The 26499-nt window shown below is 64.2% G+C and carries 22 protein-coding genes; 14 read left to right on the top strand and 8 right to left on the bottom strand.

All coding sequences use genetic code 11. From position 1 onward, the window contains the following. Positions 1 to 8: 8 nt before the first annotated feature. From HBJ55_RS00110 to HBJ55_RS00100, 3 genes are all read left to right on the top strand, one after another. Positions 9 to 521 (top strand): TRAP transporter small permease, encoded by a 513-nt coding sequence (locus HBJ55_RS00110; protein WP_167109852.1) that lies wholly within the window; start codon positions 9 to 11, stop codon positions 519 to 521. Beyond that, positions 518 to 1777 (top strand): TRAP transporter large permease, encoded by a 1260-nt coding sequence (locus tag HBJ55_RS00105; RefSeq protein ID WP_167109808.1) that lies wholly within the window; start codon positions 518 to 520, stop codon positions 1775 to 1777. The genes HBJ55_RS00110 and HBJ55_RS00105 overlap by 4 nt, the downstream gene beginning before the upstream one ends. 83 nt (positions 1778 to 1860) lie before the next feature. After that, positions 1861 to 2058, top strand: a complete 198-nt coding sequence (locus HBJ55_RS00100) for a hypothetical protein (protein WP_167109850.1) — start codon at positions 1861 to 1863, stop codon at positions 2056 to 2058. 25 nt (positions 2059 to 2083) lie between these two features. On the opposite strand, the gene HBJ55_RS00095 is transcribed toward HBJ55_RS00100, so the two are convergent. Together HBJ55_RS00095 and HBJ55_RS00090 are read right to left on the bottom strand one after the other, a co-directional pair. Next, a complete protein-coding gene (locus tag HBJ55_RS00095; RefSeq protein ID WP_240935927.1) occupies positions 2084 to 2671 on the bottom strand; it encodes a DUF938 domain-containing protein in 588 nt (195 codons plus the stop codon). 85 nt (positions 2672 to 2756) lie between these two features. Then, positions 2757 to 2909 (bottom strand): hypothetical protein, encoded by a 153-nt coding sequence (locus tag HBJ55_RS00090; RefSeq protein WP_167109804.1) that lies wholly within the window; start codon positions 2907 to 2909, stop codon positions 2757 to 2759. A 155-nt stretch (positions 2910 to 3064) separates the two neighbouring features. On the opposite strand from HBJ55_RS00090, the gene HBJ55_RS00085 reads away from it, so the two are divergent. Further along, positions 3065 to 3316 carry a hypothetical protein gene (locus HBJ55_RS00085; RefSeq protein ID WP_167109802.1) on the top strand — a complete coding sequence of 84 codons (252 nt, stop codon included), beginning with the start codon at positions 3065 to 3067 and terminating at the stop codon, positions 3314 to 3316. Between the two features lie 54 nt (positions 3317 to 3370). On the opposite strand, the gene HBJ55_RS00080 is transcribed toward HBJ55_RS00085, so the two are convergent. Together HBJ55_RS00080 and rluF are read right to left on the bottom strand one after the other, a co-directional pair. Next, positions 3371 to 4759: an HTH domain-containing protein gene (locus HBJ55_RS00080; RefSeq protein WP_167109800.1), complete on the bottom strand. Its 1389-nt coding sequence runs from the start codon at positions 4757 to 4759 to the stop codon at positions 3371 to 3373. A gap of 47 nt (positions 4760 to 4806) precedes the next feature. After that, complete coding sequence (rluF, locus tag HBJ55_RS00075) at positions 4807 to 5835, bottom strand: 23S rRNA pseudouridine(2604) synthase RluF (RefSeq protein WP_167109798.1); 1029 nt, start codon at positions 5833 to 5835, stop codon at positions 4807 to 4809. A gap of 207 nt (positions 5836 to 6042) precedes the next feature. Here rluF and hutC point away from each other — a divergent pair, with 207 nt between their 5' ends. The 3 genes from hutC (at position 6043) to HBJ55_RS00060 (ending at position 10316) form a co-directional block, all read left to right on the top strand. Beyond that, entirely contained in the window at positions 6043 to 6765 is a 723-nt protein-coding gene (hutC, locus tag HBJ55_RS00070; protein ID WP_167109796.1) for a histidine utilization transcriptional repressor HutC, read from the top strand. A gap of 225 nt (positions 6766 to 6990) precedes the next feature. After that, positions 6991 to 9045, top strand: coding sequence for a putative bifunctional diguanylate cyclase/phosphodiesterase (locus tag HBJ55_RS00065; protein WP_167109794.1), 2055 nt, complete (start codon positions 6991 to 6993; stop codon positions 9043 to 9045). Beyond that, positions 9012 to 10316, top strand: a complete 1305-nt coding sequence (locus tag HBJ55_RS00060; RefSeq protein ID WP_206022117.1) for an ABC transporter substrate-binding protein — start codon at positions 9012 to 9014, stop codon at positions 10314 to 10316. The genes HBJ55_RS00065 and HBJ55_RS00060 overlap by 34 nt, the downstream gene beginning before the upstream one ends. Before the next feature lie 56 nt (positions 10317 to 10372). On the opposite strand, the gene HBJ55_RS00055 is transcribed toward HBJ55_RS00060, so the two are convergent. Further along, the gene (locus HBJ55_RS00055) at positions 10373 to 11704 is read right to left on the bottom strand and encodes a YjiH family protein (RefSeq protein ID WP_167109792.1); all 1332 of its coding nucleotides are present in this window, start codon (positions 11702 to 11704) and stop codon (positions 10373 to 10375) included. A 334-nt stretch (positions 11705 to 12038) separates the two neighbouring features. On the opposite strand from HBJ55_RS00055, the gene hutI reads away from it, so the two are divergent. From hutI to HBJ55_RS00030, 5 genes are all read left to right on the top strand, one after another. Beyond that, the gene (gene hutI / locus HBJ55_RS00050; protein ID WP_167109790.1) at positions 12039 to 13262 is read left to right on the top strand and encodes an imidazolonepropionase; all 1224 of its coding nucleotides are present in this window, start codon (positions 12039 to 12041) and stop codon (positions 13260 to 13262) included. Then, positions 13255 to 14232, top strand: a complete 978-nt coding sequence (gene hutG / locus HBJ55_RS00045) for a formimidoylglutamase (protein WP_206022116.1) — start codon at positions 13255 to 13257, stop codon at positions 14230 to 14232. The genes hutI and hutG overlap by 8 nt, the downstream gene beginning before the upstream one ends. Before the next feature lie 69 nt (positions 14233 to 14301). Further along, positions 14302 to 16002, top strand: a complete 1701-nt coding sequence (gene hutU / locus HBJ55_RS00040) for a urocanate hydratase (protein ID WP_167109788.1) — start codon at positions 14302 to 14304, stop codon at positions 16000 to 16002. After that, entirely contained in the window at positions 16002 to 17549 is a 1548-nt protein-coding gene (gene hutH, locus HBJ55_RS00035; protein WP_167109786.1) for a histidine ammonia-lyase, read from the top strand. Before hutU ends, hutH begins: the two co-directional genes overlap by 1 nt. Before the next feature lie 106 nt (positions 17550 to 17655). Continuing rightward, positions 17656 to 19002, top strand: coding sequence for a Na+/H+ antiporter family protein (locus HBJ55_RS00030; RefSeq protein ID WP_167109784.1), 1347 nt, complete (start codon positions 17656 to 17658; stop codon positions 19000 to 19002). Positions 19003 to 19016: 14 nt separating this feature from the next. On the opposite strand, the gene HBJ55_RS00025 is transcribed toward HBJ55_RS00030, so the two are convergent. Continuing rightward, entirely contained in the window at positions 19017 to 19493 is a 477-nt protein-coding gene (locus HBJ55_RS00025; RefSeq protein WP_167109782.1) for a YchJ family protein, read from the bottom strand. Positions 19494 to 19713: 220 nt separating this feature from the next. Between HBJ55_RS00025 and HBJ55_RS00020 the strand changes: the two genes are divergently transcribed. Continuing rightward, positions 19714 to 22500, top strand: coding sequence for a cation-translocating P-type ATPase (locus HBJ55_RS00020; protein ID WP_167109780.1), 2787 nt, complete (start codon positions 19714 to 19716; stop codon positions 22498 to 22500). On the opposite strand, the gene hrpB is transcribed toward HBJ55_RS00020, so the two are convergent. Then, positions 22501 to 24978 carry an ATP-dependent helicase HrpB gene (hrpB, locus tag HBJ55_RS00015; protein ID WP_338071944.1) on the bottom strand — a complete coding sequence of 826 codons (2478 nt, stop codon included), beginning with the start codon at positions 24976 to 24978 and terminating at the stop codon, positions 22501 to 22503. A 73-nt stretch (positions 24979 to 25051) separates the two neighbouring features. Then, the gene (locus HBJ55_RS00010) at positions 25052 to 25726 is read right to left on the bottom strand and encodes a TetR/AcrR family transcriptional regulator (protein ID WP_167109778.1); all 675 of its coding nucleotides are present in this window, start codon (positions 25724 to 25726) and stop codon (positions 25052 to 25054) included. A 281-nt stretch (positions 25727 to 26007) separates the two neighbouring features. Between HBJ55_RS00010 and HBJ55_RS00005 the strand changes: the two genes are divergently transcribed. Beyond that, positions 26008 to 26499: 2Fe-2S iron-sulfur cluster-binding protein (locus HBJ55_RS00005; protein WP_167109776.1), on the top strand; the 492-nt coding region annotated here is incomplete at its 3' end.

Raw genomic sequence — 26499 nt, 5'->3', positions numbered from 1 at the left:
ACGCCCTGATGGGCCTGCTGCAGCGTAGCGAGCGCGTCCTCGACGCCGTCATACGGCCCATCGTGTTTCTGGGCATGGCGGCGTTGATCGGCGTGATCACGCTGCAGATCGTCTCTCGCGTATTCTTCACCGCGGCGGGCTGGACCGAGGAGGTGGCCCGCTTCCTGCTCATCTGGATCACCTTCCTCGGCGCCACCCTGGCCTTCCAGCGCGGGCGTCATATCGCCGTGACCTTCGCCGTCGAGGCACTGCCCAAGCGCATAGCCCAATTGGCGCGGATCGCCGCGGTGCTGGTAGCGCTGGGGTTCCTGGTTGCACTGATCGTGATCGGCTATCGCTATATGCAGGTTCAGAGCTTTCAGCGCTCTGCTTCGCTGCGGCTGTCGATGACCTATGTCTATGCCGTGATACCGATCTCCGCCGCGATCATGACCTGGTATGCGCTGGTCGATGTCATCGAGCTCATCGTCGAGGGCCCCCGGGGGGCTAACACCGACAACGCGGAGGAGCCGCCGGTATGACGGGCCTGCTCTTCATCCTGTTCTTCGCCTTCATGCTGCTGGGCGTGCCCATCGCGCTGGCTATCGGCGCCAGCACCCTTCTCGCGCTCAACGCCCAGGGCGTGCCGCTGATGGTGGTCACCCAGCAGATGTTCCAAGGCATCAACTCCTTCGCCCTGGTGGCGGTTCCCATGTTCATCCTGGCCGGTGACCTGATGGCCCAGGGCAAGGTCAGCGCCAAGCTGGTCGACTTCGCCGATTCGCTGTTCGGCTTTCTCAAGGGTGGCCTCTCCATCGTCTCGGTCGGTGCCGGCATGTTTTTCGCCGCCATTTCAGGCTCCGGCGCCGCCACCACCGCCGCCGTCGGCTCCAGCCTGGTGCCTGAACTCAGGCGCAAGGGCTATGACCCCGCCTCGGCGGCAAGCCTGATCGCCGCCAGCGGGACCATTGGTGTGGTGATTCCACCCTCCGTGCCGATGATCATCTATGCCGTGATCGCGCAGCAGTCGGTATCCAGGCTGTTTCTCAATGGCATCGTGCCCGGCATCCTGATGGGCATCGGGCTGGCGGCCATTGCCATCGTCCAGGCCTACCGGCGCAACTACCCGCGCGGCACCGCACTGTCGGCGGCCACGATATGGCGCACCTTCAAGAGTGCCAGTTGGGGACTGATGACGCCCGTCATCATCCTCGGCGGCATCTTCTCGGGAATCTTCACACCGAGCGAGGCGGCAGTCGTGGCGGTCAACTACGCCCTGCTGGTATCGCTGTTCATCTACCGCGACCTGAGCCTGGCCGACGTCTACCGCATCCTGATTCGCTCGGCGATCACCACTTCCGTGATCATGCTGGTCATCGCCACCTCGGCGGTGCTGAGCTGGACGCTCTCGAGCTGGCAGGTACCCGGCGCCATCGCCCAGGCGGTGCTGTCGCTCTCCACCGATCCGTACGTGGTCATGCTGCTGGTCGTGGCGGTGATCCTGCTGACCGGCGTGTTCATCGAGACCGCCAGCGCGTTGATCATTCTCACGCCGGTGCTGCTGCCGCTGGTACTTCAGCTCGGCATCGACCCGATCCATTTCGGCATCATTATCGTGATGGGGCTGGCGATCGGCATGATCACCCCGCCGGTGGCGATCAACCTCTATGTCGCTTCTTCCGTGACTGAGCTGCCGCTGGAGCGCATCACCCGGGCCATACTGCCTTATCTGCTGGGGCTCATCGCGGTACTGCTGCTGGTGGTCTACGGGCCGATCATGCTGGGCCTTTCCGGCTGAGCAGGTTCCGCTTGACGGCCGTGCGGCCTGGCCTCAGGCTGGCCGCATGTCCGTTTTCTGCGAAGGGATTCACTGTGACACCCATGCTGCGCATCGCCATTCCCCTGAGCCTTGTCCTGCTCGCCGGTTGCACGACCTACACCTACGAAGACGGCAACCGTAAGACGCTATGGGGCGTTCCTGCCGAAGAGGAAACTCGGCGCTACGAGGATGACCGTCAGGCCGAGGGCGTGCGCTACCGCGTCCCTGGGCAAGTCGAGGAGCCAAGAAGCGAAGAGTGAACGGCGGGAATAAGGTCAACGGAACTCAGCAATGCAGGCGCAACACCACACTGAGGTTGTTGGCCGGCATATCGATGGTCTGTTCCAGCATGAAACCATGCGGCTGTGCTTCGGCCACGACGCTCTCGAGTTCGCGTACGCCCCAGCGCGGGTCGCGCGACTTGAGGTCGGCATCGAACGCGGCGTTGCTCGCCGCGGTATGCCGACCATCACGGCGGTAGGGGCCGTAGAGATAGAGCACCCCGCCATTGCGCAGCCGCTCGGCTGACCGCACCATCAACGCCTCGGTGACTTCCCAAGGGGAAATGTGCACCAGATTGATGGCCACCACGGCGTCGAAGGGGCCGGCAGGCCATATTCCAGCCACATCCAGCGGTAGCGGCTCGAGCAGATTATCGAGCCCCGCATACTCACGCCATGCGCTGATGGACTTGCGCGCTTCAGGATTGGGATCGCTGGGCTGCCAGGTCCAGTCCGGCCGGGCTTCGGCCATGTACACGCCGTGCTCACCGCTGCCGCTGGCGACCTCGAGGATTTTGGCACGCTCAGGCATTACGACGCTCAGGACATCGAGTATGGGCTGGCGGTTGCGAGCCGCTGCAGGGCTCATCATGCGGCGACTCATGCGCTCGGTCTGCCTCGTTCAGGAAGGATCGGTGTGAGCTGAAGGCCCCGGTAATTGCACCGGGGCCGATCGCTCAAGGATGACGGCGGCGCTCGTGTTCCGCCGTTGTCCGGGCCTGGCGCCCGCGAAATCCGTCGAGCATCTGCTTGCCCTTGCGCTTAAGCCTCGCGCGATTCTCCGGTTTGCGCAACCACCAGGCGGCTGCGAGTCCCATCAGTCTCTTCATCCTGACCTCCAGTTGTCGGGCTGATGACTCTTCCTGTATGGACGTTGCCATGCGCCAGGTCAAGCGTAGCGGAGCCTCTGGCGCAGCACTGCAGTTAGCCAATCCAGGCATCCTCTGCCATGGTTATTGTGGGTTTAGCAACCATGGAGGATGCCATGACGCGCACGGCACGTGTCGAGCCGATCAGGGAAGAGAACCGCGAAGCGATACTGGTGAGCGGCTGGCGGGTGGTCGACGTGACCGACCCGAACCTGCCGCAGGAGATTTCGCGCCACGACAGCGAGCCGGAGGCGATCCGTGCCGCCCGAGAGTACGAGCACAAAACATCCCTCGAGCCAGGCTCTCCGCCCGACGACACTCAGGACTACGATGCCTCCGATCCCCAAGGGGGCAAGGATTCTACATGAAGGTCTGCCCCGGCGTAGCCGCCTGACGGCACGCCGGGGCATTGAAAGCGCGTCTCACGAAGTCGTTGGCTGCTCGTTGCCGGCTCCCGCCTGTGCTGCCATGGCTTCGGCAATGAACGCTTCACTTCGGCGGTTGGCAGGCCGATCCTTCAAACCCGCCCAATAGGCTTCGAATTCGGGCCGCCTTTCCAGCGTACCGAACTGCATTCCCCAACCGATGTGCGAACCGACGTACACATCCGCGGCGGTAAAGGTATCGCCGGCAATGTACTTGCGGCCCGCCACTGCATTGGCAAGAGTCTCGACCACCGTCTCATACTTGCCACAGCCGAACTGCAACTCATGCTCCGGCGTGAGCGAGAAGCCGGCATGCTTGAGCGACAAGGCCATTTCCATGGGCCCGGCGGCAAAGAACAGCCAGCGGAAATAATCCCCACGCGCCTCGGGGCTCGGCAGCAGCCCCGCTTGCGGGAAGGCCTCGGCAAGATAGGCGCAGATCGCCGCGGCTTCGGTCACCACGGTATCGCCATGGCGGATCGCCGGTACCTTGCCCATCGGGTTGACGGCCAGATACTCCGGTGACTTCATCGAGGTACCGAACTCGAGCACCTCCATACGATAAGGCTGCCCGACTTCCTCCAGCATCCAATGTACGATGCCGGCCCGCGACAGGGGGTTGGTGTAAAAGACGAGTTCCTGTTCCATTTTCGACTGCTCCTTCTCTCGGCTTGAGGTGGGAACAGGATAGACCGTGGCAGTGACAGAACATGGCAGCAGTGTTTGCAGCCACTCCTTTTGAAGCACGTGCCGACGCCGTGGATAGCGCTGGCCTGTCGCCTCTGCCGCTTCTATTCGATCGGCACGAAAATGGCGATACGCTTCACGCAGCTCGCACCAGGCGGCAACGATCCGGGTCGATTCGAAGAAGGCGATCGCACAGGGCCAGATGATACGAGAAGAGCGCCGCCCCTGCTGGTCGCGGTAGGTAATCTCGAGCTTCTGCTCGTCGCGGATCGCCTGCCGGAGGATTTGGAGGTCAACGGCCTGCGGCCGCTCCCAGCCGGGCCCGATGAGGAGCGCCGAGTCCTCCAGCCGATGACGCTGCTCACCGGGCAGCACGGCTGCAACCTTGGCGAGCGCTTCGCCGGCAGCCACGGCCAGCCCATCGTCGGCGCGTTTTCCCACCCATTTCAGGCCCAGGGCCACCGCCTCGAGCTCCTCCTCGGAAAATATCAACGGCGGCAGCAGCAATCCGGGTTTCAACACATAACCCAGCCCCGCCTCTCCCTCGACCTCGGCACCGATGGCCTTGAGCGCCGCAATGTCCCGGTACAGGGTCCGCAGCGAGACCCCCAGCTCATCCGCCAGCACTGTACCGCTGACCGGCCGGCGATGACGTCGCAGGGTCTGCATGAGATCGAATAGTCGTGTCGTCCGAGACATGGGAGTTTGCCTATCTGGCGTTTGTTGTCGATGAAATGCTGTCGGACTTAGCGGCCCGGCTTCGTCCGACGGGGCTTGCCTCCCCTTCCGCCCTGGCTGCCATCCGGCTTGGGTTTTCCATGCAGTGGCTTCTTGCCCCTGGCCTTGGCAACCTGCTTCGGTCCGACCTCCTTGACGGTACCGGCCTTGGACGCCTTGGCCTTGGATGTCTTGCCCTTGGAAATCCCGCCAGACGACGCCCTGCCCTTGTTGCCCTGCCTGCCAGTGGCCGTTGCCCCTTTCGCGGGCTTGGACGTCTTGCGCTTGCCAGCTCCCCTGGGTGGCGTTGCCTTACCGCTTTCAGCCGGCGCGTCGGACCTGGACCTCTCGGTCAACGCGATGATGGTGTCGATCTCCTTCCCGGTCAGATCGCGCCAGTCCCCTAGTGCCAGCCCCTTGAGCGAAACGTTCATGATCCGGATTCGCTCCAGCTTGGTGACGTCGTAACCGAATTTCTCACACATTCGCCGGATCTGGCGATTCAGCCCCTGCACCAGGGTAATGTTGAAGACGAAGGTCGACTCCTTGACGACTTTGCACGGCTTTGTCACCTCGCCAAGAATGCGCACCCCGGAACTCATTCCCGCGACGAATTCGTCGGTAATCGGCTTGTTGACGGTGACCCGATACTCCTTTTCATGATTGTTGCTGGCCCGCAGGATCTTGTTGACCAGATCTCCGTTATTGGTCAGAAAGATGAGCCCTTGGGAATCCTTGTCCAGCCGCCCGATGGGGAAGATACGAACGCCATGCTTGACGAAATCGACAATGTTGCTCTTCTCGCTCGACTCGGTGGTGCTGACGATGCCTACCGGTTTGTTCAGAGCGATGAAGACCAGGTCTTCGGCTTCCTGGGGTTCGATGCGCTGCCCGTTGACTTTGACCTCATCCCCCGGAAATACCTGGTCGCCCGTCTTGGCACGCTTGCCGTTGAGGAACACGTTGCCCTGCTCCACATAGCGGTCGGCCTCTCGCCGAGAACACATGCCGCTTTCACTGATGTACTTGTTGATACGGGTAGATGAACCGAAGGCCATAGCGCTCTTACCGGAAGAAGACGGGAATCTGTCAGGCATTCAAGCATGCTACGCCCGATCGGCGAAAGGCCGAGGCAGCACTGGAAGCAACGTACCACTCCGAAGCGTTCTGGCAGGTACTTGGTGACAGGCAGGTGCCTTGCACCCGCCATCCGGCTAGACTGCGCGTATAGATAATTCATTCTCGCCAGAAGGACTCAGCCCAGCATGGGTAGCACGATTCCACTCTACCTTCAGATTCAGCAGCACCTGCTGAAGAGGATCAATGACGGCGACTGGCCGGCACATCACCAGATACCACCGGAAGAGCAGCTGGCACGGGACTTCGGTGTCAGCCGCATGACCGCCAACAAGGCGATCCGCGATCTCGTACACCAGGGCTACCTGACGCGGCAACCTGGCTTGGGCACCTTCGTTACCGACCGCAAGGCGGAATCGTCGCTGGTCGATGTGCATAACATCGCCGAAGAGGTGCGCGGACGCGGCCACCTTTACAGCAACGACGTGCTGCTTGCCGAAGCCATCGCTGCCGACGATGAAGTCGCCCTACGTCTTGGCGTCCGCCTCGGAACCCGGGTCTATCATACCCTTATCGTGCACCGCGAGAATGGCATACCGATCCAGCTCGAAGAGCGCTTCGTCAATCCTCGCTGGGTACCCGACTACCTGGAAACCGACTTTAGCCACCACACCCCCAATGAGGTGCTGGTGGCGGCATGCCCCATCACCGACATCGAGCACGTGGTCGAAGCGGTACTGGTCGACGCCGCTACCGCCGAGCGACTCGAGACCGAAGTAAGCCGCCCCTGCCTTAGCATGACGCGACGCACCTGGTCCGGCGAAAACCTGATCAGCTATGCCCGGCTGATTCATCCCGGCGAGCGCTACAAACTGCGCTCTTCCTTGCACCGCAGCTTTGAACCGCGTTGAAACCACCGTTGCCGTCTTATTTTTTTCAGCCTACCGTCGCTTCGAGGTCGCAAGTTATACTGGCATTTCGTCGTCCGTCGGCTTGCAGGCTGCGATCGATAACAAGCAAGTTATAACTAGGCAGTCATATTGCCAAGGCTACTATTAAGTAAAAATTGTCACTTGAACTTCCAAGTTGGCCAAAGGGCAGCATGGCCGAAACATCACTACGCATAGTGGCAGAGCATGCCTGAAATCTTGACTCCCCCACCCAGGCCGGGTTCTTCGATCGAAGTCTACATTCGCTCCATTGGTCGATACTACATCGGCATCGCCATCATCATGACCCTGCTTATTGGCGCTATCTACCTGACAGTCAAGATCGCCCTGGACCGCCATGCCGTACAGCAGGAAATCAGCTTTCTGACCAGCCAGAAGTTCATTCGTTTTCAACAACTCACCCAGCAAACACGGGCAGTCATGAGCGCGTCGGCCGACCCCACGCTGCCTGAGCACGTCATCCAGCCGATGCTTGACGACGTCCGTACAGCCATCGAGGATATTCGAGCCGTCATACTACGCCTGAAGTCCATGCATAGGCGTCTCGACAAAAACCTCCTGGAGCGGATCAGTCGCCAGAGTCCAGCGGCTGAAGCGCTCTATGTCGACCTGGATCGACGTCTTGAAGATTTTCTTTCTCGTGCTGAAAGAATCGTCGACGCTAGTCACGCGGATCGACAGCGACGTTACACCTACTGGGGACCGATCGACTTTGCCATTTCAGCCGACAGCCTTCTCATGCGTCAGTTCAACGACATCATCCAGCACGCCAACGGCCGCAGTGAAGTCAGTATCGGTAATGCCGTCTCGATCAGCACCGCCCTTCTCCTCATGCTTGCCATACTTTTCCTTCTGGCAAGCATACTGCTGTTCTACCCACTATTGATGAAATTGCGTAGTGAGCATCTTCGCAAGATGGAATTCGAAAAGAAACTCACCCATCTTGCCCAAACGGATCCGCTCACCAGGCTCAAGAACCGATCCTATTTCAATTCCGCCCTCAACGCGCTTCTCTATCGCTACCGCAAGGATGGCATGGGTTTTTCCATGCTGATGGTCGATCTCGACAATTTCAAGGCAATCAACGATGGCTTTGGGCACCCGGCTGGCGATGCCACGCTTCTCCATGTCGCCAGAGCTTTCCAGAACGTTTTCCAACCTCATGACATCATAGCCCGCATCGGCGGTGACGAGTTCGCCATACTACTTCCCGACATTGACGACGAAGCCAGCCTCAATGCCATAGCCGAACATGCTATCAAGTCGCTGGCGGCCGACTTTTCCTACGAGGACAACACGCTCAGGACGTCGGCAAGCGTAGGCGGCGCAATCGTTCCTGTTCACGCGACCGATGAAGCTGGCCTCGTGCGTGTCGCCGACCTGGCGCTGTATGCCGCCAAGGCCGAGAGTAGCAGCGCCTTCATCTTCGACGAAGAGACGCTCGCCACGCGGCTCGAGCAAAATGAACTGGCCGCAGCTCTCGCCGGCGCGACCGATCGCGACGAGTTCGTCGTGCACTATCAGCCGAAGGTTGACCTCGCGACAGGCAATCACCTTGGGTTCGAAGCGCTCGTCCGCTGGAATCACCCTACGCTCGGACTGCTTGCGCCAGGAGTCTTCCTGCCACTGATGAAAGGCCCACGCCTGATCGGCGACATGACCCTTGCCGTCGCCAGGACCGTGTGTCGCGATCTCAAGGCATGGAAAAAAGCGAGGTTTACCCCCGGCCCGGTTGCCATCAATCTGCCGGAAGCACTCCTCATCAACGAAAGCGGATTCGAGATGCTCGCTTCGACACTCCGAGAGTGTGAGCTTCATTGGCATGACCTGACGATCGAGGTGACGGAAGACGTTTTCCTCAACCGTCATGCCGAGCACATGCGCACCTCCATGATGCGTTTCCGCGAGCACGGCGTATCCATAGCCCTCGACGATTTCGGCACAGGCTTCGCCTCGCTGCTGCATCTACGTGACTTTCCCTTCGATGAACTAAAGATAGATCGCGGTTTCGTCGCCGATATCGGCCAGGACAGCCGATCGGAACAGATCATCAATGCGATAATCGATCTGTCGCGGAACCTGGGTAAGCGCTGTATCGCGGAAGGCATCGAGACGGAAACACAGCGCCAGTTCCTGCTCGAGGCGGGTTGTACGATCGGACAGGGGTATTGGTTCGCTAGGCCGATGCCGTGCAGGGAAGTGAGGGAATGGCTCAAGCAACCCATGACGGAAGCCAGGTGATTGGGCGAAGGAAGGAAGAGCCGATGAGAGCGTTGTTCATAGGGTTTTATCTTGCAGCAGCCGTGACAGCCACTAATGCCCAGGAGGCCCCTCTCACCGCGGACATCCAGATCGACGTCGTGCATTACTGGATATCGGAGAGCGAATCTGCGGCACTCGACGTTTACCGGAATGCCTGGAACAGTGCTGGCAATCACTGGACGGACCTACCCGCTGAGAATGAGGCCGCCTTGAAAAGAGTCGTCAGCGAGCGCATCGCCAATGGCTATCCCCCCACGGTGACTCAGTGGAATCTCGACGCCAGGGCCACCGAACTGCCCGATTTCGGGGTCGTTCAGGACATCGAGGCTCTTGCTCAACGGGATGGCTGGCGTAACGTGCTGCCCAGTTTCGTGATAGATCTCATTAGTCATCAGGACAGAGTGTATTTCGCGCCATCGAATATTCATCTGGAAAATTGGCTCTGGACCAGCCAGAAGGTTTTCGACGAACTCAGCCTCGCTCCCCCCGAAACATGGGAGGAGATTTTTGCTGCCGCAGAACGAATCGAGGCGGCAGGCTACCCGGCCATTGTCATCGGCTCGGCCCCATGGGAAGTCGCCTTGATCTTCCACAACATCATGTTCTCCACGCTGGGCGCCGAAGGCTATGCAAGCGTCTTCCAGGGCGATACGCAAGCCGTACTCGACTCACGGATGCTGGAAGCGCTCGACCTGCTGCGCCGCGTATCTCGCTTCGTCGAACCATCGGCTGCCCGCGCGGGCAGAACCTGGGCGGACGCGACCAGGAGGATAGGACGCGGCGAGGCCGGTATGCAGCTCATGGGCGACTGGGCCAAGGGAGAACTCGCTTCCCTCGGCTATATGGCGGACAGGGACTTCGGCTGCGTCTTCACTCCCGGCACGGCGGTCACACATTTCATGGCGATCGATGGCTTTGCCTTTCCGTTGACCACGCGCGATGGAGTCCCCGATGCGCAACGTACCTTTGCCCGCATGGTCCTCGACCCGGACAACCAGCTCGCCTTCAGTCGCCGGAAGGGGTCGCTGCCAGTCAGAGCCGACATCGACCCCACGGAGCTGGATCGCTGCAGCCAGCTGGGCCTGCAGCGAATCCGGGACGAATCACACCACGACGGTGTGCAGTCGAGGGCGTTGCCCTCTCATGTCATGGCAGCCTGGATCGGCACACTCGCCGAGTTCTTTGAAGACGATACCATCTCCAGCCGGACCGCTCAGCAGCGCCTGAGCCAGATCGTCAGCGAGGGCTGAGCGGCCGCCAAGAGGCCCGTCTCCTTGATTCGCCCCTGCCGAGACGGCTGCAGATCCTAAGTGCCGCCCAGCGCCAGCACCAGGTAGCCCGCTGGCACTGCCAGCATCAAGCTCAACGCCACGCGCAGAAACCACACTGCAACGATACGCCCCACCGACAGCGGAATGCTGGTGGCAAGAATGCAGGGTATCGAGGCGGAGAAGAACAGCACCGAGGAGACCGACACCACGCCAGCGGCGAAGCGAGCAACGAACTCGGCCTCTCCCATCAACAGCGCCGGCAGGAACATCTCCGCCAGGCCCGCCGCAGATGCCTGGGCCAGCGCCATGCCATCCTCGAGCCCCCAGATCGCCACGAAGGGATAGAACAACAGGCCCAGCCACTCGAACAGCGGCGTGTACTTGGCGACGAGCAACCCCAGCAGCCCCACCGACATGATGGACGGCAGAATGCTGATCGCCATCAGCAGACCTTCGCGCACGTTGAGCGCCACGCTGCGATGCAAGGCCGGCGCCTGGCCGGCAACCTCCAGCCCGGTGTGCCAAGCGGTCGCCATGCGCCGACCCGAAGGTGCTTCGGGTTCGCCGTCGGTCTTGGCATCGTCCAACCGTGAAAGCGGCGGCAGACGCACGGTGATCGCGGTTACCAGGAAAGTAATCGCCAGCGTCAACCAGAAGTACAGGTTCCATACGCTCATCAGCTCGAGCGTGCGCGCCACGATGATCATGAAGGTCGCCGATACCGTAGAGAAGCCGGTAGCGATGATCGCCGCCTCTCGCGCCGAGTACTGCCCCGCCTGGTAGACCCGATTGGTAATCAGCAGACCGATCGAGTAGCTGCCGACGAACGACGCCACCGCATCGATGGCCGAGCGGCCCGGCGTTCGCCAGATCGGTCGCATCACGGGCTGCACCAGCACTCCGATCAACTCGAGCAAGCCGTAGCCGATCAGCAGTGCCAGAAAAACCGCACCGATCGGTACGATCAGCCCGACGGGAATCACCAACTTGTCGAACAGGAACGGCAACATGTCCGGCTCGTGCAGCAGCGCCGGCCCCCATCCCGTCAGGGCCATTATCGCCACGGCCACGCCGGCAACTTTCAGCACGGTGAAGATGCGCTCCGTCAGGCTTCGCCTCCAACTGCCCTTGACCAGCGGATAAGCGGCTCCCGCCACGATCAGCGCCAGCGCATAGAGGCCGGCAGCCTCGCCCAACACGCCGCGAGCGGCGCTCACCATGTGATCGAGCAAGATAGTTTGTCTCCCGCCGAGAGTGACGGGAACGAAGAAGATCAGGATACCCAGCGCACTGGGAATGAATAGCTTGGCCGCTGTCAGCCAGTTGCCATTGCGAATGTTGCGCGTGGCCGGTTCCGGTATCGCCATGGTGCTTACCTCGCGTTGTGATTGTCTGCGACTCCGGTGACCTGCATCGAAGCCATGTCATGTGAGGGGTGCCTATTTGTATATACAATAAGGCAGTTCCAGGCGCCACCCTCCGACTCTCGGCGAAGCTTATACCTTAGTCTGATCCTCTTTGACGGCGTGCTAATAAAAATTCATCGAAACCTAAAAAAATCATTTTATAACAGTTATTTGAGCATATCTCTCGAAAGACAGCGCGTTTTCGACTCGCGAGCCTCTCCGAGACCGACTTGACGCTGGTACCGGGACCGTTTAAATGTATATACATTAGGCAGTGACAAGATGGGAGACCGAAATGCCAGCACAGCCCTACCAGCCGCGCCGACTATGGCGAGACGTCACCCTCTTCGATGGTTGCGACACCCTGCCCGAGCCGATGGCAGTGATGGTGGCAGGCGAGTCGCTCGAGCGCGTCATACCCATGCGCGAGCTCGACCGCGCCGCAGCGGAAGCCTGCGAGACAATGGGCCAAGGCGGCGTGATGACACCGGGCCTGGTCGATTGCCACACCCACCTGGTGTTCGGTGGCTCGCGTGCCGAGGAGTTCGAGAAGCGACTGGAAGGCGTGAGTTACGAGGAGATCGCCCGCCAGGGCGGTGGCATCCTCAGCACCGTTCGCGCCACCCGGGCCGCCAGTGAAGAAGAGCTCTTCAGGCTGGCTCGCCCGCGCCTGGAAGCGCTGCTCCACGACGGCATTACTACCGTGGAGATCAAGTCCGGCTACGGTCTGACAGTGGAGGATGAACTCAAGATGCTGCGCGTGGCGCGGCGCCTGGGCGAGGCGCTACCGGTGCGAGTGGTTACCACACTACTCGGCGCTCACGCCCTGCCCCCGGAGTTCAAGGGCGACAGCGACGGCTACATCGACCTGGTATGCCGCGAGATGATTCCCAACGCCGCCGAGCAGGGCCTGGCCGATGCGGTGGACGTCTTCTGCGAGAAGGTCGCCTTCTCGGTGGCACAGTGTGAGCGCGTGTTCGAAGCCGCCGAGGCCCATGGCCTGCCGATCAAGGCCCATGCCGAGCAGCTCTCCAACCTCGGCGGCAGCGCCATGGCGGCGCGCCATGGCGCACTCTCCGCCGACCACATCGAGTATCTCGACGAGGTCGGCGTGGCCGCCCTGCGCAAGGCCGGCAGCACTGCCGTGCTGCTGCCCGGCGCCTTCCATACCCTGCGCGAGACCCAACGTCCGCCGATCGCGGCGCTGCGCGAGGCAGGCGTGCCCATGGCGCTGGCCACCGATGCCAACCCCGGCAGCTCGCCGCTGTTCATGCCGACCCTGATGCTCAACTTCGCCTGCACCCTGTTCCGCCTGACGCCGCGGGAGGCGCTGGCCGGGATGACCGCTCACGGCGCACGGGCGCTGGGCCTGCACGATCGCTCGCTGGGTCGCATCGTCGAGGGCGCCCCGGCGGACCTTTGCCTATGGAACGTCGACGCACCGGCCGAGCTGGCTTACGCCGTGCAGCCCGGCCGCCTTCGTCAGCGCATCTTCAAGGGAGAAGTGATCCATGGCTGAAACCGACGCCGACCTGCACCTGGCCGATCCTTCCATTGACATGTCACTCTGGGCCGGTCGCGAGGACCCGGAGCCCGACAGCCTTCGCTGGCATCAGGTGGTCACGCCGTACAAGCGCGACAGCGAGCCTGGCGTCGTCCTCGTAGGCTTCGGCTGCGACGCCGGGGTCGCACGCAACCAAGGTCGCGTCGGTGCCGCCGAGGGCCCCCGCTCACTGCGTCGGGCGCTGGCACCGCTTGCCTGGCACCGGCGGGCCCCGGTCTTCGATGCAGGCGACATAAACTGCCACGGCAATGACGACATGGAAGCCGCCCAGGTGCGACTGGCCGAGCGGCTCGCTACATTGCTCGCCAACTCTCAACTGCCCGTGGCACTGGGTGGCGGCCATGAAATGGCCTACGCCAGCTGGTCCGGCCTGACCCGGCACCTGGAAGCACGCGGGGAACGCTGCCCCAAGATCGGCATCGTCAATCTCGATGCCCACTTCGACCTGCGCGACCCCAGCCAGATGCGCTCCTCCGGGACCCCCTTCGCCCAGATTGCCGCCGAGTGCGAGGCACGCGGCTGGCCGTTCCGCTATGCCTGCCTGGGTGTCAGCCGAGCCAACAACACCCGCGCCCTGTTTGACCGCGCCCGCAAGCTAGGCGTGCTGATCAAGGAGGACCGTGAATTTCTCCCGCACCGTTTCGAGGCCATCCAACGCGAGCTGGAGCGCTTCATGGCGCGCTGCGATCACCTCTACCTGACCGTCGACCTCGACGTGCTGCCGTCCTCCGAGGCCCCCGGCGTCAGTGCTCCCGCCGCGCGCGGCGTCGAGCTGGCCATGATCGAGACGCTGGTCGAGACCGTGCGTGACAGCGGCAAGCTACGCCTGGCCGACTTCGCCGAACTCAACCCCAGTTTCGATAACGACGGCCGCACCGCCCGGGCGGCAGCGCGCCTGATCCACCAGCTCACGCTGGACTCCTGATCGGACACCGAACGACATACCGCTACGACAAAGCCGACGACAAGGCTGCAACGAAGAGAGAACACACCGATGAACAGCCACACTCCCCTCGCCGATGCCCGCCACGACCCCAGCCGCCGCATCGCCGCCCCCACCGGCAGCGAACTCAGTTGCAAGAGCTGGCTGACCGAGGCGCTGCTGCGCATGTTGATGAATAACCTCCATCCGGATGTCGCTGAACGCCCCGAGGACCTGGTGGTCTACGGCGGCATCGGCCGCGCGGCCCGCGACTGGCAGTGCTTCGACACCATCGTCGAGACCCTGAAGCGCCTGGAGAACACCCAGACGCTGCTGATCCAGTCGGGTAAGCCGGTCGGTGTGTTCGAAACCCACAAGGACGCCCCCAGGGTGCTGATCGCCAACTCCAACCTGGTGCCGGCCTGGGCCACCTGGGAGCACTTCAACGAGCTGGATAAGAAGGGCCTGATGATGTACGGCCAGATGACCGCCGGCTCGTGGATCTACATCGGCTCCCAGGGTATCGTCCAGGGCACCTACGAGACCTTCGTCGAGGCCGGGCGTCAGCACTACGACGGCAACCTGAAGGGCCGCTGGATCCTCACCGCCGGCCTGGGTGGCATGGGCGGCGCCCAGCCGCTCGCGGCAAGCCTGGCCGGCGCCTGCTCGCTCAATATCGAGTGCCAGCAGTCGCGCCTCGATTTCCGCCTGCGTACGCGCTACTTGGACGAGCAGGCCGATGACTTGGACGACGCCTTGGCCCGCATCGAGCGCTACACCGCCGAGGGCAAGGCGGTCTCCATCGGCCTGTGCGGCAATGCCGCCGACGTGCTGCCGGAGCTGGTGAAACGCGGCGTGAAGCCGGACATGGTTACCGACCAGACCAGTGCCCACGACCCGCTGCACGGCTACCTGCCGTCCGGCTGGAGTTGGGACGAGTACGTCGAGCGCGGCAAGGCCGAGCCCGATGACGTGGTCAAGGCTGCCAAGCAGTCCATGGCGGTGCACGTCAAGGCCATGCTCGACTTCCAGCAGATGGGCGTGCCCACCTTCGACTACGGCAACAACATCCGCCAGATGGCCAAGGAAGAGGGTATCGCCAACGCCTTCGATTTCCCCGGCTTCGTGCCGGCGTACATACGCCCGCTGTTCTGCCAGGGCATCGGCCCGTTCCGCTGGGCGGCACTCTCCGGCGACCCGGAGGACATCTACAAGACCGACCAGAAGGTCAAGGAACTGATCCCCGACGATCCGCACCTGCACAACTGGCTCGACATGGCCCAGGAGCGCATCGCCTTCCAGGGGCTGCCGGCGCGCATCTGCTGGGTGGGGCTCAAGGATCGCGCCCGCCTCGGCCAGGCCTTCAACGAGATGGTCGCCAGCGGCGAGCTCAAGGCGCCCATCGTGATTGGCCGCGACCACCTCGACTCCGGCTCGGTGGCGAGCCCCAACCGCGAGACCGAGGCGATGCAGGACGGCTCCGACGCCGTCTCCGACTGGCCGCTGCTCAACGCCCTGCTCAACACCGCCGGTGGCGCCACCTGGGTCTCGCTGCACCACGGCGGCGGCGTGGGCATGGGCTACTCCCAGCATGCCGGGGTGGTCATCGTCGCCGATGGCACGGAGGATGCCCACGCCCGGCTGGGCCGGGTGCTGCGCAACGACCCGGCCACTGGGGTGATGCGCCACGCCGATGCCGGGTACGATATTGCCAAGCAGTGCGCCCGGGAAAATGGGTTGGATCTGCCGATGCTCGACAAGGAAAACGATTAATGGAAGCGATGACGTTACAACCCGGCAAGATGAGCCTGGCCCAGGCGCGCCAGGTCTTCGAGGCGCCACTGCGCGTGACGCTACCCGATAGCGCCGACGTCGCCATCGACCGCGCCGTCGATTGCGTCAATCGCGTGGTGGCCGAGGACCGCACGGTCTACGGCATCAATACCGGCTTCGGCTTGCTGGCCCAGACCCGCATCGACCATGATCATCTGGAAGACCTGCAGCGTTCGCTGGTGCTGTCGCATGCCACCGGAGTCGGCCAGCCCATGGAAGACGCCCTGGTGCGCCTGGTCATGGTGCTCAAGGTCAACAGTCTGGCGCGCGGCTTCTCCGGCATTCGCCGCGAGGTGCTCGACGCCCTGCTCGCTCTGGTCAACGCCGAGGTCTACCCGCATATTCCGCTCAAGGGTTCGGTGGGCGCCTCCGGCGACCTGGCGCCGCTGGCCCATATGAGCGCGGTGCTGCTCGGCGAGGGCAAGGCGCGCCATCGCGGCGAATGGATCGATGCCCGCGAGGCACTGGCCATCGCCGGGCTGGAGCCGCTCATGCTCGCGCCCAAGGAGGGCCTGGCGCTGCTCAACGGCACCCAAGTCTCCACCGCCTACGCCCTAAAGGGGCTGTTCGAAGCCGAGGACCTCTATGCCGCCGCCACGGTGTGCGGTGCACTGACGGTGGAGGCCACGCTGAGCTCGCGCTCACCCTTCGATGCTCGCATCCATGCGGCCCGCGGCCAGCGCGGCCAGATCGACGCCGCGGCGGCCTATCGACATCTGCTCGCCGAACGCAGCGAGATCAGCGACTCTCACGCCGATTGCGACAAGGTGCAGGATCCCTATTCGCTGCGCTGCCAGCCCCAGGTGATGGGTGCGGTATTGACCCAGATTCGCCAGGCCGCCGAAGTGCTGGCCGTCGAGGTGAATGCAGTATCGGACAATCCGCTGGTGTTCAGCGACGAAGGCGACATCCTCTCCGGTGGCAACTTCCACGCCGAGCCGGTGGCCATGGCCGCCGACAATCTGGCCCTGGCACTGGCCGAGATCGGCTCGCTCACTGAGCGCCGCGTCTCATTGATGATGGATACCCACATGTCGCAGCTGCCACCGTTCCTGGTGGAGAACGGCGGCGTCAATTCCGGCTTCATGATCGCCCAGGTCACCGCCGCGGCACTGGCCAGCGAGAACAAGGCCCTGGCCCACCCCCACAGCGTCGACAGTTTGCCGACATCGGCCAACCAGGAGGACCATGTTTCCATGGCACCGGCCGCCGGCAAGCGTCTGTGGGAAATGGCCGACAACGTGCGTGGCATCATTGCCATCGAGTGGCTGGCGGCCTGCCAAGGGCTCGATTTCCGTCTCGACGCGCAGCAGCGCCGCCTGACAAGCACGCCGCGCCTGGAGCAGGCACGCCAAGCCCTGCGCGGAAGGGTCGACTACTATGACCGCGACCGTTTTTTCGGTCCCGACATCGAGCGTGCAACCCAACTGCTCGCTTCACGGGCACTCAACGGCCTGATGCCGCTGGAGATGTTGCCGAGCCACTGACCCGCCCCTTCGCTTGAGGTAAGATACGCTGCCCCGACGCTCCGGCCCGGGGCTTTATTCTGTGTGAAACGCTACTGACTACTTTTCCTGCCTTCAGTGAGCCAACATGAATGCCATCGTTCTGGCCATCCTGGTCATGGTCACCCTCAGCCTTGCCCGCGTCTCCGTCGTTTTCGCGCTGATCGTCGCTAGCCTGGTGGGAGGCCTCGTGGCAGGCCTGCCCATTGGCGACATCATGGACGCGTTCAACCAGGGGCTGGGCAACGGCGCCACCATCGCCCTCTCCTACGCCGTACTGGGCGCCTTCGCCGTGGCCCTGTCGCGCTCCGGCATCACCGAGCTGCTGGCCGAGCGCGCCATCCGCGGCCTGCATCTCGACGATCAGCCGGCGAGCCGGCGCTGGGTCGCCTTCACCCTGCTCGGCGCCCTGCTGGCCGCGGCAGTCAGCTCGCAGAACTTGATCCCGGTGCATATCGCCTTCATCCCGGTGCTGGTACCACCACTGCTCAAGCTGATGAACCACCTGCGCCTGGACCGCCGCCTTGCCGCCTGTGTCATCACCTTCGGCATCACCGCGCCCTACATGCTGTTGCCGGTGGGATTCGGTTCGATCTTTCTCAACGACATCCTGCTCGCCAATCTCAATGAAAGCGGCGCGGAACTCGGCCTCGAGGTCACCCGGGGCATGGTGCCCATGGCCATGCTGATCCCCATCGGCGGCATGGGGCTGGGCCTAGCCGTAGCGTGGCTCTGGAGCTATCGCCGCCCACGCCACTACGAAGACCGCGATCTGGCCCATGGCGACGAGACGCCGGCGCAGGCCGCTAGGCATCTGGCGCCATGGCAGATGGCGGTACTCGCCGCCGCGCTGGTGGGCACGGTGGTGACGCAGCTGCTCTCCGGCTCCATGGTGCTCGGCGGGCTGTTCGGCTTCGCCCTGCTCTCGGTGAGCGGCGTGTTCCGCTGGCACGAACAGGACGGCATCTTCACCGAAGGCATGCGCATGATGGCGCAGGTGGGTTTCATCATGATCAGCGCCGCCGGCTTCGCCGGCGTGATGCAGGCGACCGGCGAAGTCTCGGCGCTGGTGGAAGGCTCGGCCGAGCTGATCGGTGACAACAAGGGGCTGGCGGCATTGATCATGCTGCTGGTGGGACTTTTCATCACCATGGGCATCGGCTCGTCATTCTCCACCGTGCCGATCATCGCCTCGCTCTATGTGCCGCTGGCGCTGAGCTTCGGCTTCTCGCCCATGGCCACCATCGCTCTGGTGGGTACCGCCGCGGCACTGGGCGACGCCGGCTCGCCGGCCTCCGATTCGACCCTCGGCCCCACCGCCGGTCTCAACGCCGATGGCCAGCACGACCATATCTGGGACACCGTGGTGCCCACCTTCCTGCACTACAACGTGCCGCTGATCGGTTTCGGCTGGCTGGCTGCGATGATGCTTTAAGACGCTTTTCCTGCCTAGCGAGCGCAGCAACTCTTGAACTTGCGCCCGCTGCCGCAGGGGCAGGCGTCGTTACGGCCGGGCTTGAGGCGGGTGACGCTGGGCGTGCCGTCCAGGTAATGCCAGTGCCCCGCCTCGCGAACGAAGCGCGAATCCTCCTCCAGCACGCCCCAGCGTCGCCCCTCGCGAAAGGTCGCCCTGAAGTGCACGCGGCCCTGATCGCCGTCCTGCCCCTGGTCCAGCACTTCCAGTCGCACCCAGCGTGTCGACTCGTCCAGTTCCAGTACCCTCGGACGCGCGCTGGCGTGCCAGGTCGCCAGCAGATAGTCGTGCAAGCCCAGGGTAAAAGCGCTGTAGCGGGAACGCATCAGCGCTTCCGGCGTAGGTGCCGGCTCACCGCTGTGCAAAGGGCCGCAGCAGGTCGCAAGGCGCTTGCCACTGCCGCATGGGCAACGCTCCCTGGCGCTCGGTGAAAGGACGTCGGCGGAAGGCATGAAAGTCTCCGATCAGTGCGTGTGGCCGGCAGGATACTCCGCTCGTGTGCTCCGAGCATCAACGGAACGGCCCCGCCCGCTCACTCTCGGCTCCACCCTGTCGATGCGACCTCATTCAGGAGGACACAGTGACATTACGCTACCCGCCCCGCCTGCAGCTTCGCCTCGAGTGTGCTACCTCTAACACTCAGGGGAGGATCCGGAGCTCAGGAGGAGCAACATGCCCGAACGCGACGATCAGGAAGAGCGTACGCCCTGGCACGCCATGACCGGCGACGAGGCACTCGAACGCCTCGAAGCCGAATCAAGTGGGCTCGACGACGACGAGGCCAAGCGGCGCCTGGAACAATACGGCCCCAACCGATTGCAGCAGGAAGAGGCCCAGCCTTGGTGGAAGCGGCTGCTGGCGCAGTTCAACAACGTACTGATGCTGATTCTGATCGTCGCGGCGATCGCCAGCCTGCTGCTTGGCAAGCCCCTCGATGCCGCGGTCATCCTCGGCGTGGTGGTGATCATCGCCCTGATCGGCTTCTTTCAGGAGGGCAAGGCCGAGAAGGCCCTGGAGAGCATACGCGGAATGCTCTCGCCACAGGCTTCGGTGCTGCGCGGCGGGCGCGAGGTCCAAATCGATGCCGAGGAGCTCGTTCCCGGCGATATCGTGCAGGTGGAAAGCGGCGACCGCGTACCCGCCGACCTGCGCATTCTCGAGGCCAAGCGGCTGAGTGCGGAGGAAGCGGCCCTGACCGGCGAATCCACGCCGGTGGACAAGGCCGACGAGGCGGTCGAAGAGGATGTCGATCTGGCCGAGCGCAGCGACATGCTGTTCGCCGGCACCATCGTGGCCAAGGGCACCGCCACCGGCTTGGTGGTCGAAACGGGCGAGCATACCGAGATCGGTCGCATCTCCGAAATGCTGCGCGGCGTGGAGCAGCTCAAGACACCATTGGTCGAGCAGCTCGACCGTGCCGGGCGCATCCTGGCGCTGTTTATCGTCGGCGCTGCATTGCTTACCGGGGCCTTCGGCGTGCTGGTTCACGGCCAGCCGTGGACCGAGATGTTCATGGCCAGCGTCGGGCTTGCCGTGGCCGCCATCCCCGAGGGGCTGCCGGCGATCGTTACCATCTCGCTGGCGCTCGGCGTGCAGGCCATGGCGCACAAGAACGCCATCGTACGGCGTCTGCCGGCGGTGGAGACCCTGGGTTCCATCGCCACCATCTTTTCCGACAAGACCGGCACCCTGACCCGCAACGAGATGACCGCACAGGCTGTCTGGCTGCCCGAGGGCGAGTTCCGGCTCTCCGGTATCGGCTTCGCTCCCGAGGGGGAGCTGCACCTGGCGCCGCGCGACACCGAGGACACGGACGAAGCCTCCGGCGAGTCGATTTCGCTACAGGATTATCCCGCCCTCGCCCACTTCCTCGAAGTCGGGGCGCTATGCAACGACGCCGAGCTTAGCGAAGAGGAGGATGGCTGGTGCATCGATGGCGACCCCACCGAAGGCGCACTGGTCGTGGCGGCCGCCAAGGCAGGTATCGACACGCGTGAGCTTCGCGACGCGCACGGCCGCGAGGATGCCATCCCCTTCGACTCCGAGCGCAAGTACATGGCCACCCTCAACGAGCACGACGGCAAGCGCCTGTTGGTCAAGGGCGCCCCCGACCGCCTGCTCGAGATGTGTTCCCGGGAGCGCGGCAGCGACGGCGACGCGGAACTCGATCGCGAGGCCTGGGAGGAACGCATCCATGAACTCTCCTCCCGGGGGCTGCGCGTACTCGCCCTGGCCGAGAAGCCAGCCGACGAGCTAACGGGAGAACTCAGCGATGCCGACGCCGAGGAGGGGCTGGTGCTGCTCGGCATCGTCGGCCTGCTCGACCCGCCCCGTGAAGCCGCCATCGAGGCAGTCAAGAACTGCCAGCAAGCCGGGATCCGCCCGGTAATGGTCACCGGCGACCATGCGGTCACCGCGCGGGCGATCGCCGACCAGCTCGGTTTTGCGCGCACGGATCGCGCCCTGAGTGGCCACGAGATCGAAGAAATGAGCGACGAGGAGCTGGAGCGCGAGATCACCGAGGTCGACGTCTACGCCCGAGCGGCCCCCGAGCACAAGCTGCGCCTGGTCAAGGCGATGCAGGCGCGCGGCGGTATCTGTGCGATGACCGGCGACGGCGTCAACGACGGGCCGGCGCTGAAGCGCGCCGACGTTGGCGTGGCGATGGGTGTCCAGGGCACCGAGGCGGCCAAGGAAGCCGCCGAGATGGTCCTCACCGACGACAACTTCGCCACCATCGTTGCCGCCGTGGCCGAGGGCAGGAAGGTCTACGACAATATTCGCAAGTCGATCACTTTCATCCTGCCGACCAACGGCGCCGAAAGCCTGGCCATCCTCCTGGCGATCGTGGCGGGCTTCACCCTGCCGATCACCGGCCTTCAGGTGCTGTGGGTGAACATGATTACTGCAGTGACACTGGGTATCGCGCTAGTCTTCGAGCCCGCCGAGGAGAACGTCATGACGCGCCAACCGCGCGACCCTCACGCCCCACTGCTCGACATGTTCATGCTGTGGCGCGTGATTCTCGTCTCGCTGCTGCTGGTGCTCGCCGTGTTCGGCATCTTCGCCTGGATACTGCACGGCCAGGGCGGCAGCGAGGCGCTGGCACGCAGCGGGGCGGTCAACATGCTGGTGGTGGGCGAGATCGTCTACCTGATCAACAGCCGTTACCTGCTGGACAGCAGCCTGTCGTGGCGGGGGCTGTTCGGCAGCCGTGCCGCGCTGGTGGCCATTGCGCTGGTGGCGCTGTTCCAGCTCGGCTGGACCTACCTGCCCTTCATGCAGGTGATCTTCGGCACGGAGGGCCTCTCCCTGCTGCACTGGGCGGTCATCGCCGTCGTCAGCGTGGCGGTATTTCTCGTCGTGGAGGCGGAGAAGTGGCTGTTGCGCCGCCGGGATGATTCCGCGGCGCAATCGCCCCATTCAGGCAAGGAAAAAGAGAAAGCCGCCGCCGGCTGATCAAGCGCGCGGCTTGGTCCGCGCAGTGGCCACGGCGGCAAGCGGGTCCTCCGGCCAGGGGTGCTTGGGGTAGCGGCCGCGCATTTCGCGACGCACCTCTGGGTAGCCGTTGGCCCAGAAGCTCGCCAAGTCCCCGGTGACCTGCAACGGTCGCCTCGCCGGCGACAACAGGTGCAGCAAGGCCCCTACCCGCCCCTCGGCGATCCGCGGCGATTCGCGCCAGCCGAATACCTCCTGCAGCTTGACTGCCAGCACTGGCGGCCTCGCTTCCAGGCACGGCGTGTAGTCGAGCCTGACCTGCGAACCGCTGGGTACCGCGAGCCGCTCCGGGGCCAGCTCGTCGAGCCGGGCGCGCAGCGGCCACTCGAGGCTGTCGAGCAGCAGGCGGCCCAGCGGCAGCCGTGCCACGGCGTCGAGGCTTCTGACTTCGTCGAGGTGCGGCCCCAGCCATGTCTCGAGCGTGTCCAGCAGCCCGGGCATCGACCAGTCGGGCCAGGTGTCGCCGAGCGCCTGGCGCAGCAACGCCATACGTCCACGCTGTTGCTCGTCGCTGTCGCCGAAGGGCAGCTCGCCGCGACGGCGCAGCGCATCCAGTAGCGCCTCTCGAATTGCTTCGGGCGGCAGCGACTGCAGCGGCCTGCGCTCGAGCACCACCGCGCCCAGGCCGCGCACCTGCTCGCCGACCAGGCGTCCCTGCTCGTCCGACCATTCCAGGCTCGCCTGCCATTCACGCGTTTCGGGAAACAGCGCCTCGAGCCGCTCCCTGGAAATCGCCACACCACGGAAGATCCTCGCTCCGCTGGCCTGTCCGTCCAGCTCGGCGGCCACCAGCAGCTCGGCATGGGCCAGCGGATGCCGCTCAGGCAAGGTGGCGAGGCCGCCGGAGGCCAGGCGGAAGCGTCCCGGCCCGGCGTCGTGATTGATACGCTGCGCCACTCGGTCCGGATAGGCCAGGGCCAGCAGCTCCCCCAGCGGCACCAAATTCGAGACCTCCAGGCGCACGCCGCCAATCCGGGCCAGGCGCTGGGCCTCGCGCAGCCATTGGCGGTGAGCGGAGGGTTGCGCCAGGCGGGCCTGAAGCGTGCGCTCCAGATCCTGCTCGCCGTCGAGATCGCGGCCTTCAAGTGCCGCCACCAGGGCACAGGCCAGTGGCACGGCGTCGAGCTCGCCGGCACGCTCCAGCATCACCGCCAGCCGTGGGTGGGTAGGCCAACGGGAGCAAGCACGCCCCAGCTCGGTGAGCAGAAAGGCCTCGTCCAGCACGCCGAGCCGCTGAAGCAACCCTCGCCCCGCTGCCAGGGCTCCAGCAGGCGGCAGCGTGATCCAGGCCAGCGCGTCTGGCTCGACGATGCCCCAGCGCGCCAGCTCGAAGGCCAGCGGCGCGAGGTCGGCTTGAAGTATTTCGGGCTCGCCGTGGGCCGGCAGCGGCTGTTCTTCCGCCCACAGCCGCAGGCACAACCCCGGCCCCTGGCGGCCGGCACGCCCCCGGCGCTGGTCGGCGCTGGCGCGATTGACGCGTCGGGTCTCCAGCCGTGTGAGGCCACTGCGCGGCTGGAACACCGGCACGCGCTCCTGGCCGGCATCGACGACGATACGCACGCCATCGACGGTGACGCTCGATTCGGCGATGGCGGTGGCCAGCACCACGCGACGGTTACCATCGGGCTCGGGCCTCAAGGCGCGACGCTGCTCCTCGAGGGACAGCCGCCCATGCAGCTCGCGCACCGCAAGCGAAGGCTGACGGCCTGCCAGCTCACGCGCCAGGCGGCGAATCTCGGCTACGCCGGGCAGGAACACCAGCGCGTCGCCCTCTCCCTGAGCGAGAGCTTCAAGGACAGCAGACGCCTGCTGGCGCGCCGTGTTCTCGCCGGAATTGGGACGCGAGCCGAGCGGCAGATAGCGCGTGGTGACCGGGAAGCTACGCCCTTGGCTCTCGACCAGTGGCGTCGACTCGCCGAGCACCCCGAACAGCGCTTCGACGTCGAGCGTCGCCGACATCACCAGCAGGCGCAGGTCGTCGCGTACCGACTGTGCATCCAGCGCCAAGGCCAGGCCCAGGTCGGCTTCCAGGCTGCGTTCGTGAAACTCGTCGAAGATGATGCCGGTCACCCCCTCGAGCAGCGGGTCGTCCTGCAGCATGCGCGTCAGCACCCCCTGGGTGACCACTTCGAGCCGCGTGTTGGGCCCCACCCGGCTCTCGCCACGCATGCGATAGCCCACGGTCTCCCCCACTGGCTCGCCCAGCATTTCCGCCATGAAACCGGCGGCGAGGCGAGCGGCTACCCGCCGCGGCTCGAGCAGCAGCAGCCGACCTTCGCCGCGCTCACCCAGACACCACTCCTCGTCGAGTAGCGCCAGTGGCACCCGGGTGGTCTTGCCCGCCCCGGGTTCGGCCACCAGCAGAACGCGCGCATGCTGCGCCATGGCGTCGCACAGCGCATCCAGGTGCGCTTCGATCGGCAGCTCGGCCATCTTCATGGGAAGGTCATCTTCTGAGCGTGACGGGCAAGGCCAAGGCGGCCCTGCACATGCCGTGGAATGCCAACCGGTTCTAGTCCTTACGTGACTGCACGCCGCAGCCTTTCAGAATAACCTGGGTCAGGAACTGGGTGATCCGCTCCACGTCGTCGTCCGAGATCTCGTCCTTGCCGGTGATGCCCAGCACCTGGGCTTCGAAGTCGGCGTAGTGCTGGGTGGCCGACCAAATCAAAAAGATCAGCCATACCGGGTCGACCGGGTCCATCAAGCCCCGCTCTTCCCACTGCTCGAAGACCCTGGCCCGGGTCTGCACCCATTCGCGCAGCTCGCCGCGCAGGTACTCCTGCAGGAAGGGAGCGCCACCGAGGATCTCGGCGGCGAACAGCCGTGAGCCCTCGGGGTGACGACGGGAAAGCTGCATCTTGCTGCGTATGAACGCCTCGAGCACGTCGGCCGGGTCGTCCTCCACGCTTATGTCGTCGAGCAGGGCGTTCCAACGCGCCATCATGCGCTCGAGCAGGCGCACATAGAGGCCACGCTTGTTACCCATGTAATAGAGGACGTTGGACTTGGGCAGCCCCGCCTCCTCGGCGATGGCCTGAACGCTGGCGCCGCGATAGCCGTACTGGGCGAAGACCCGCTCGGCGGCTTCGAGAATCTCACGCTCGTTGCGTTCGCGGGTGGCGCCATTGCTCTCGCCCCCCTGCCGTGCAGGCTGCAAGGTCTCGGTTTCGGTCATGTCGGTCATCGACAGGCCCCTGCCCTGTGAATGATGGTGGGAATCAAGAAGAGTGCCCCACCGCAGCGGTTCCTGCAAATGAGACCATCGGCGGCGCATCAAGTGGCGGGAGGGCGACATGGCCATTGCCACGTGCACTTATCGCCATATGGCGCTTGCAAAGTGCGACATTCTGGCCCATGCTGAGATCATCCTGACCATTTGGTCAACTCGTAGCGATACGGTCGAGCAGCGACCTCTCGTTGCATGGCGACCGGTCAGCTATCACAACGTCAACAAGAGACAAGGCGATGATCGACTTCATGCTCAACGGGCAACCATGCCGGAGCGAGGCCTCTCCCGAGACCAGCGTGCTCGAGCTGCTGCGCGAAACGCTGGCTGTCACGGGGACCAAAGAGGGCTGCGCCTCGGGTGACTGCGGTGCATGCACGGTAGCCATTGGCGAGCCCGGCCCCAACGGCGAGCTGCGCTATCACAGCGCCAATGCCTGCATCACACCGGCCCACCAGCTCAATGGACGTCACCTGGTTACGGTGGACGGCCTGGCACAGGGCGATTCGCTGCACCCCGCCCAGGCAGCCATGGTCGAGTGCCACGGCAGCCAGTGCGGCTTCTGTACGCCGGGCATCGTCATGTCGCTGTTCACCCTGCACGAGCAGCAGCGTCAGGCACCTGCACCGCTGACTCCCCAGCGCCTGGAAGCCGCCCTGGGCGGCAACATCGCCAACGCCTCGCCCATCGGCGATACCCCGCCGGTGCTGCTGTCGCTGGGCTCGCGCCTG

Origin of the sequence: Billgrantia bachuensis (assembly GCF_011742165.1) — a bacterium.
In the GTDB taxonomy this organism is placed as follows: domain Bacteria; phylum Pseudomonadota; class Gammaproteobacteria; order Pseudomonadales; family Halomonadaceae; genus Halomonas; species Halomonas bachuensis.
Note: the sequence above shows the minus strand (reverse complement) of the source record. Positions and strands in the feature narration are given on the sequence as shown.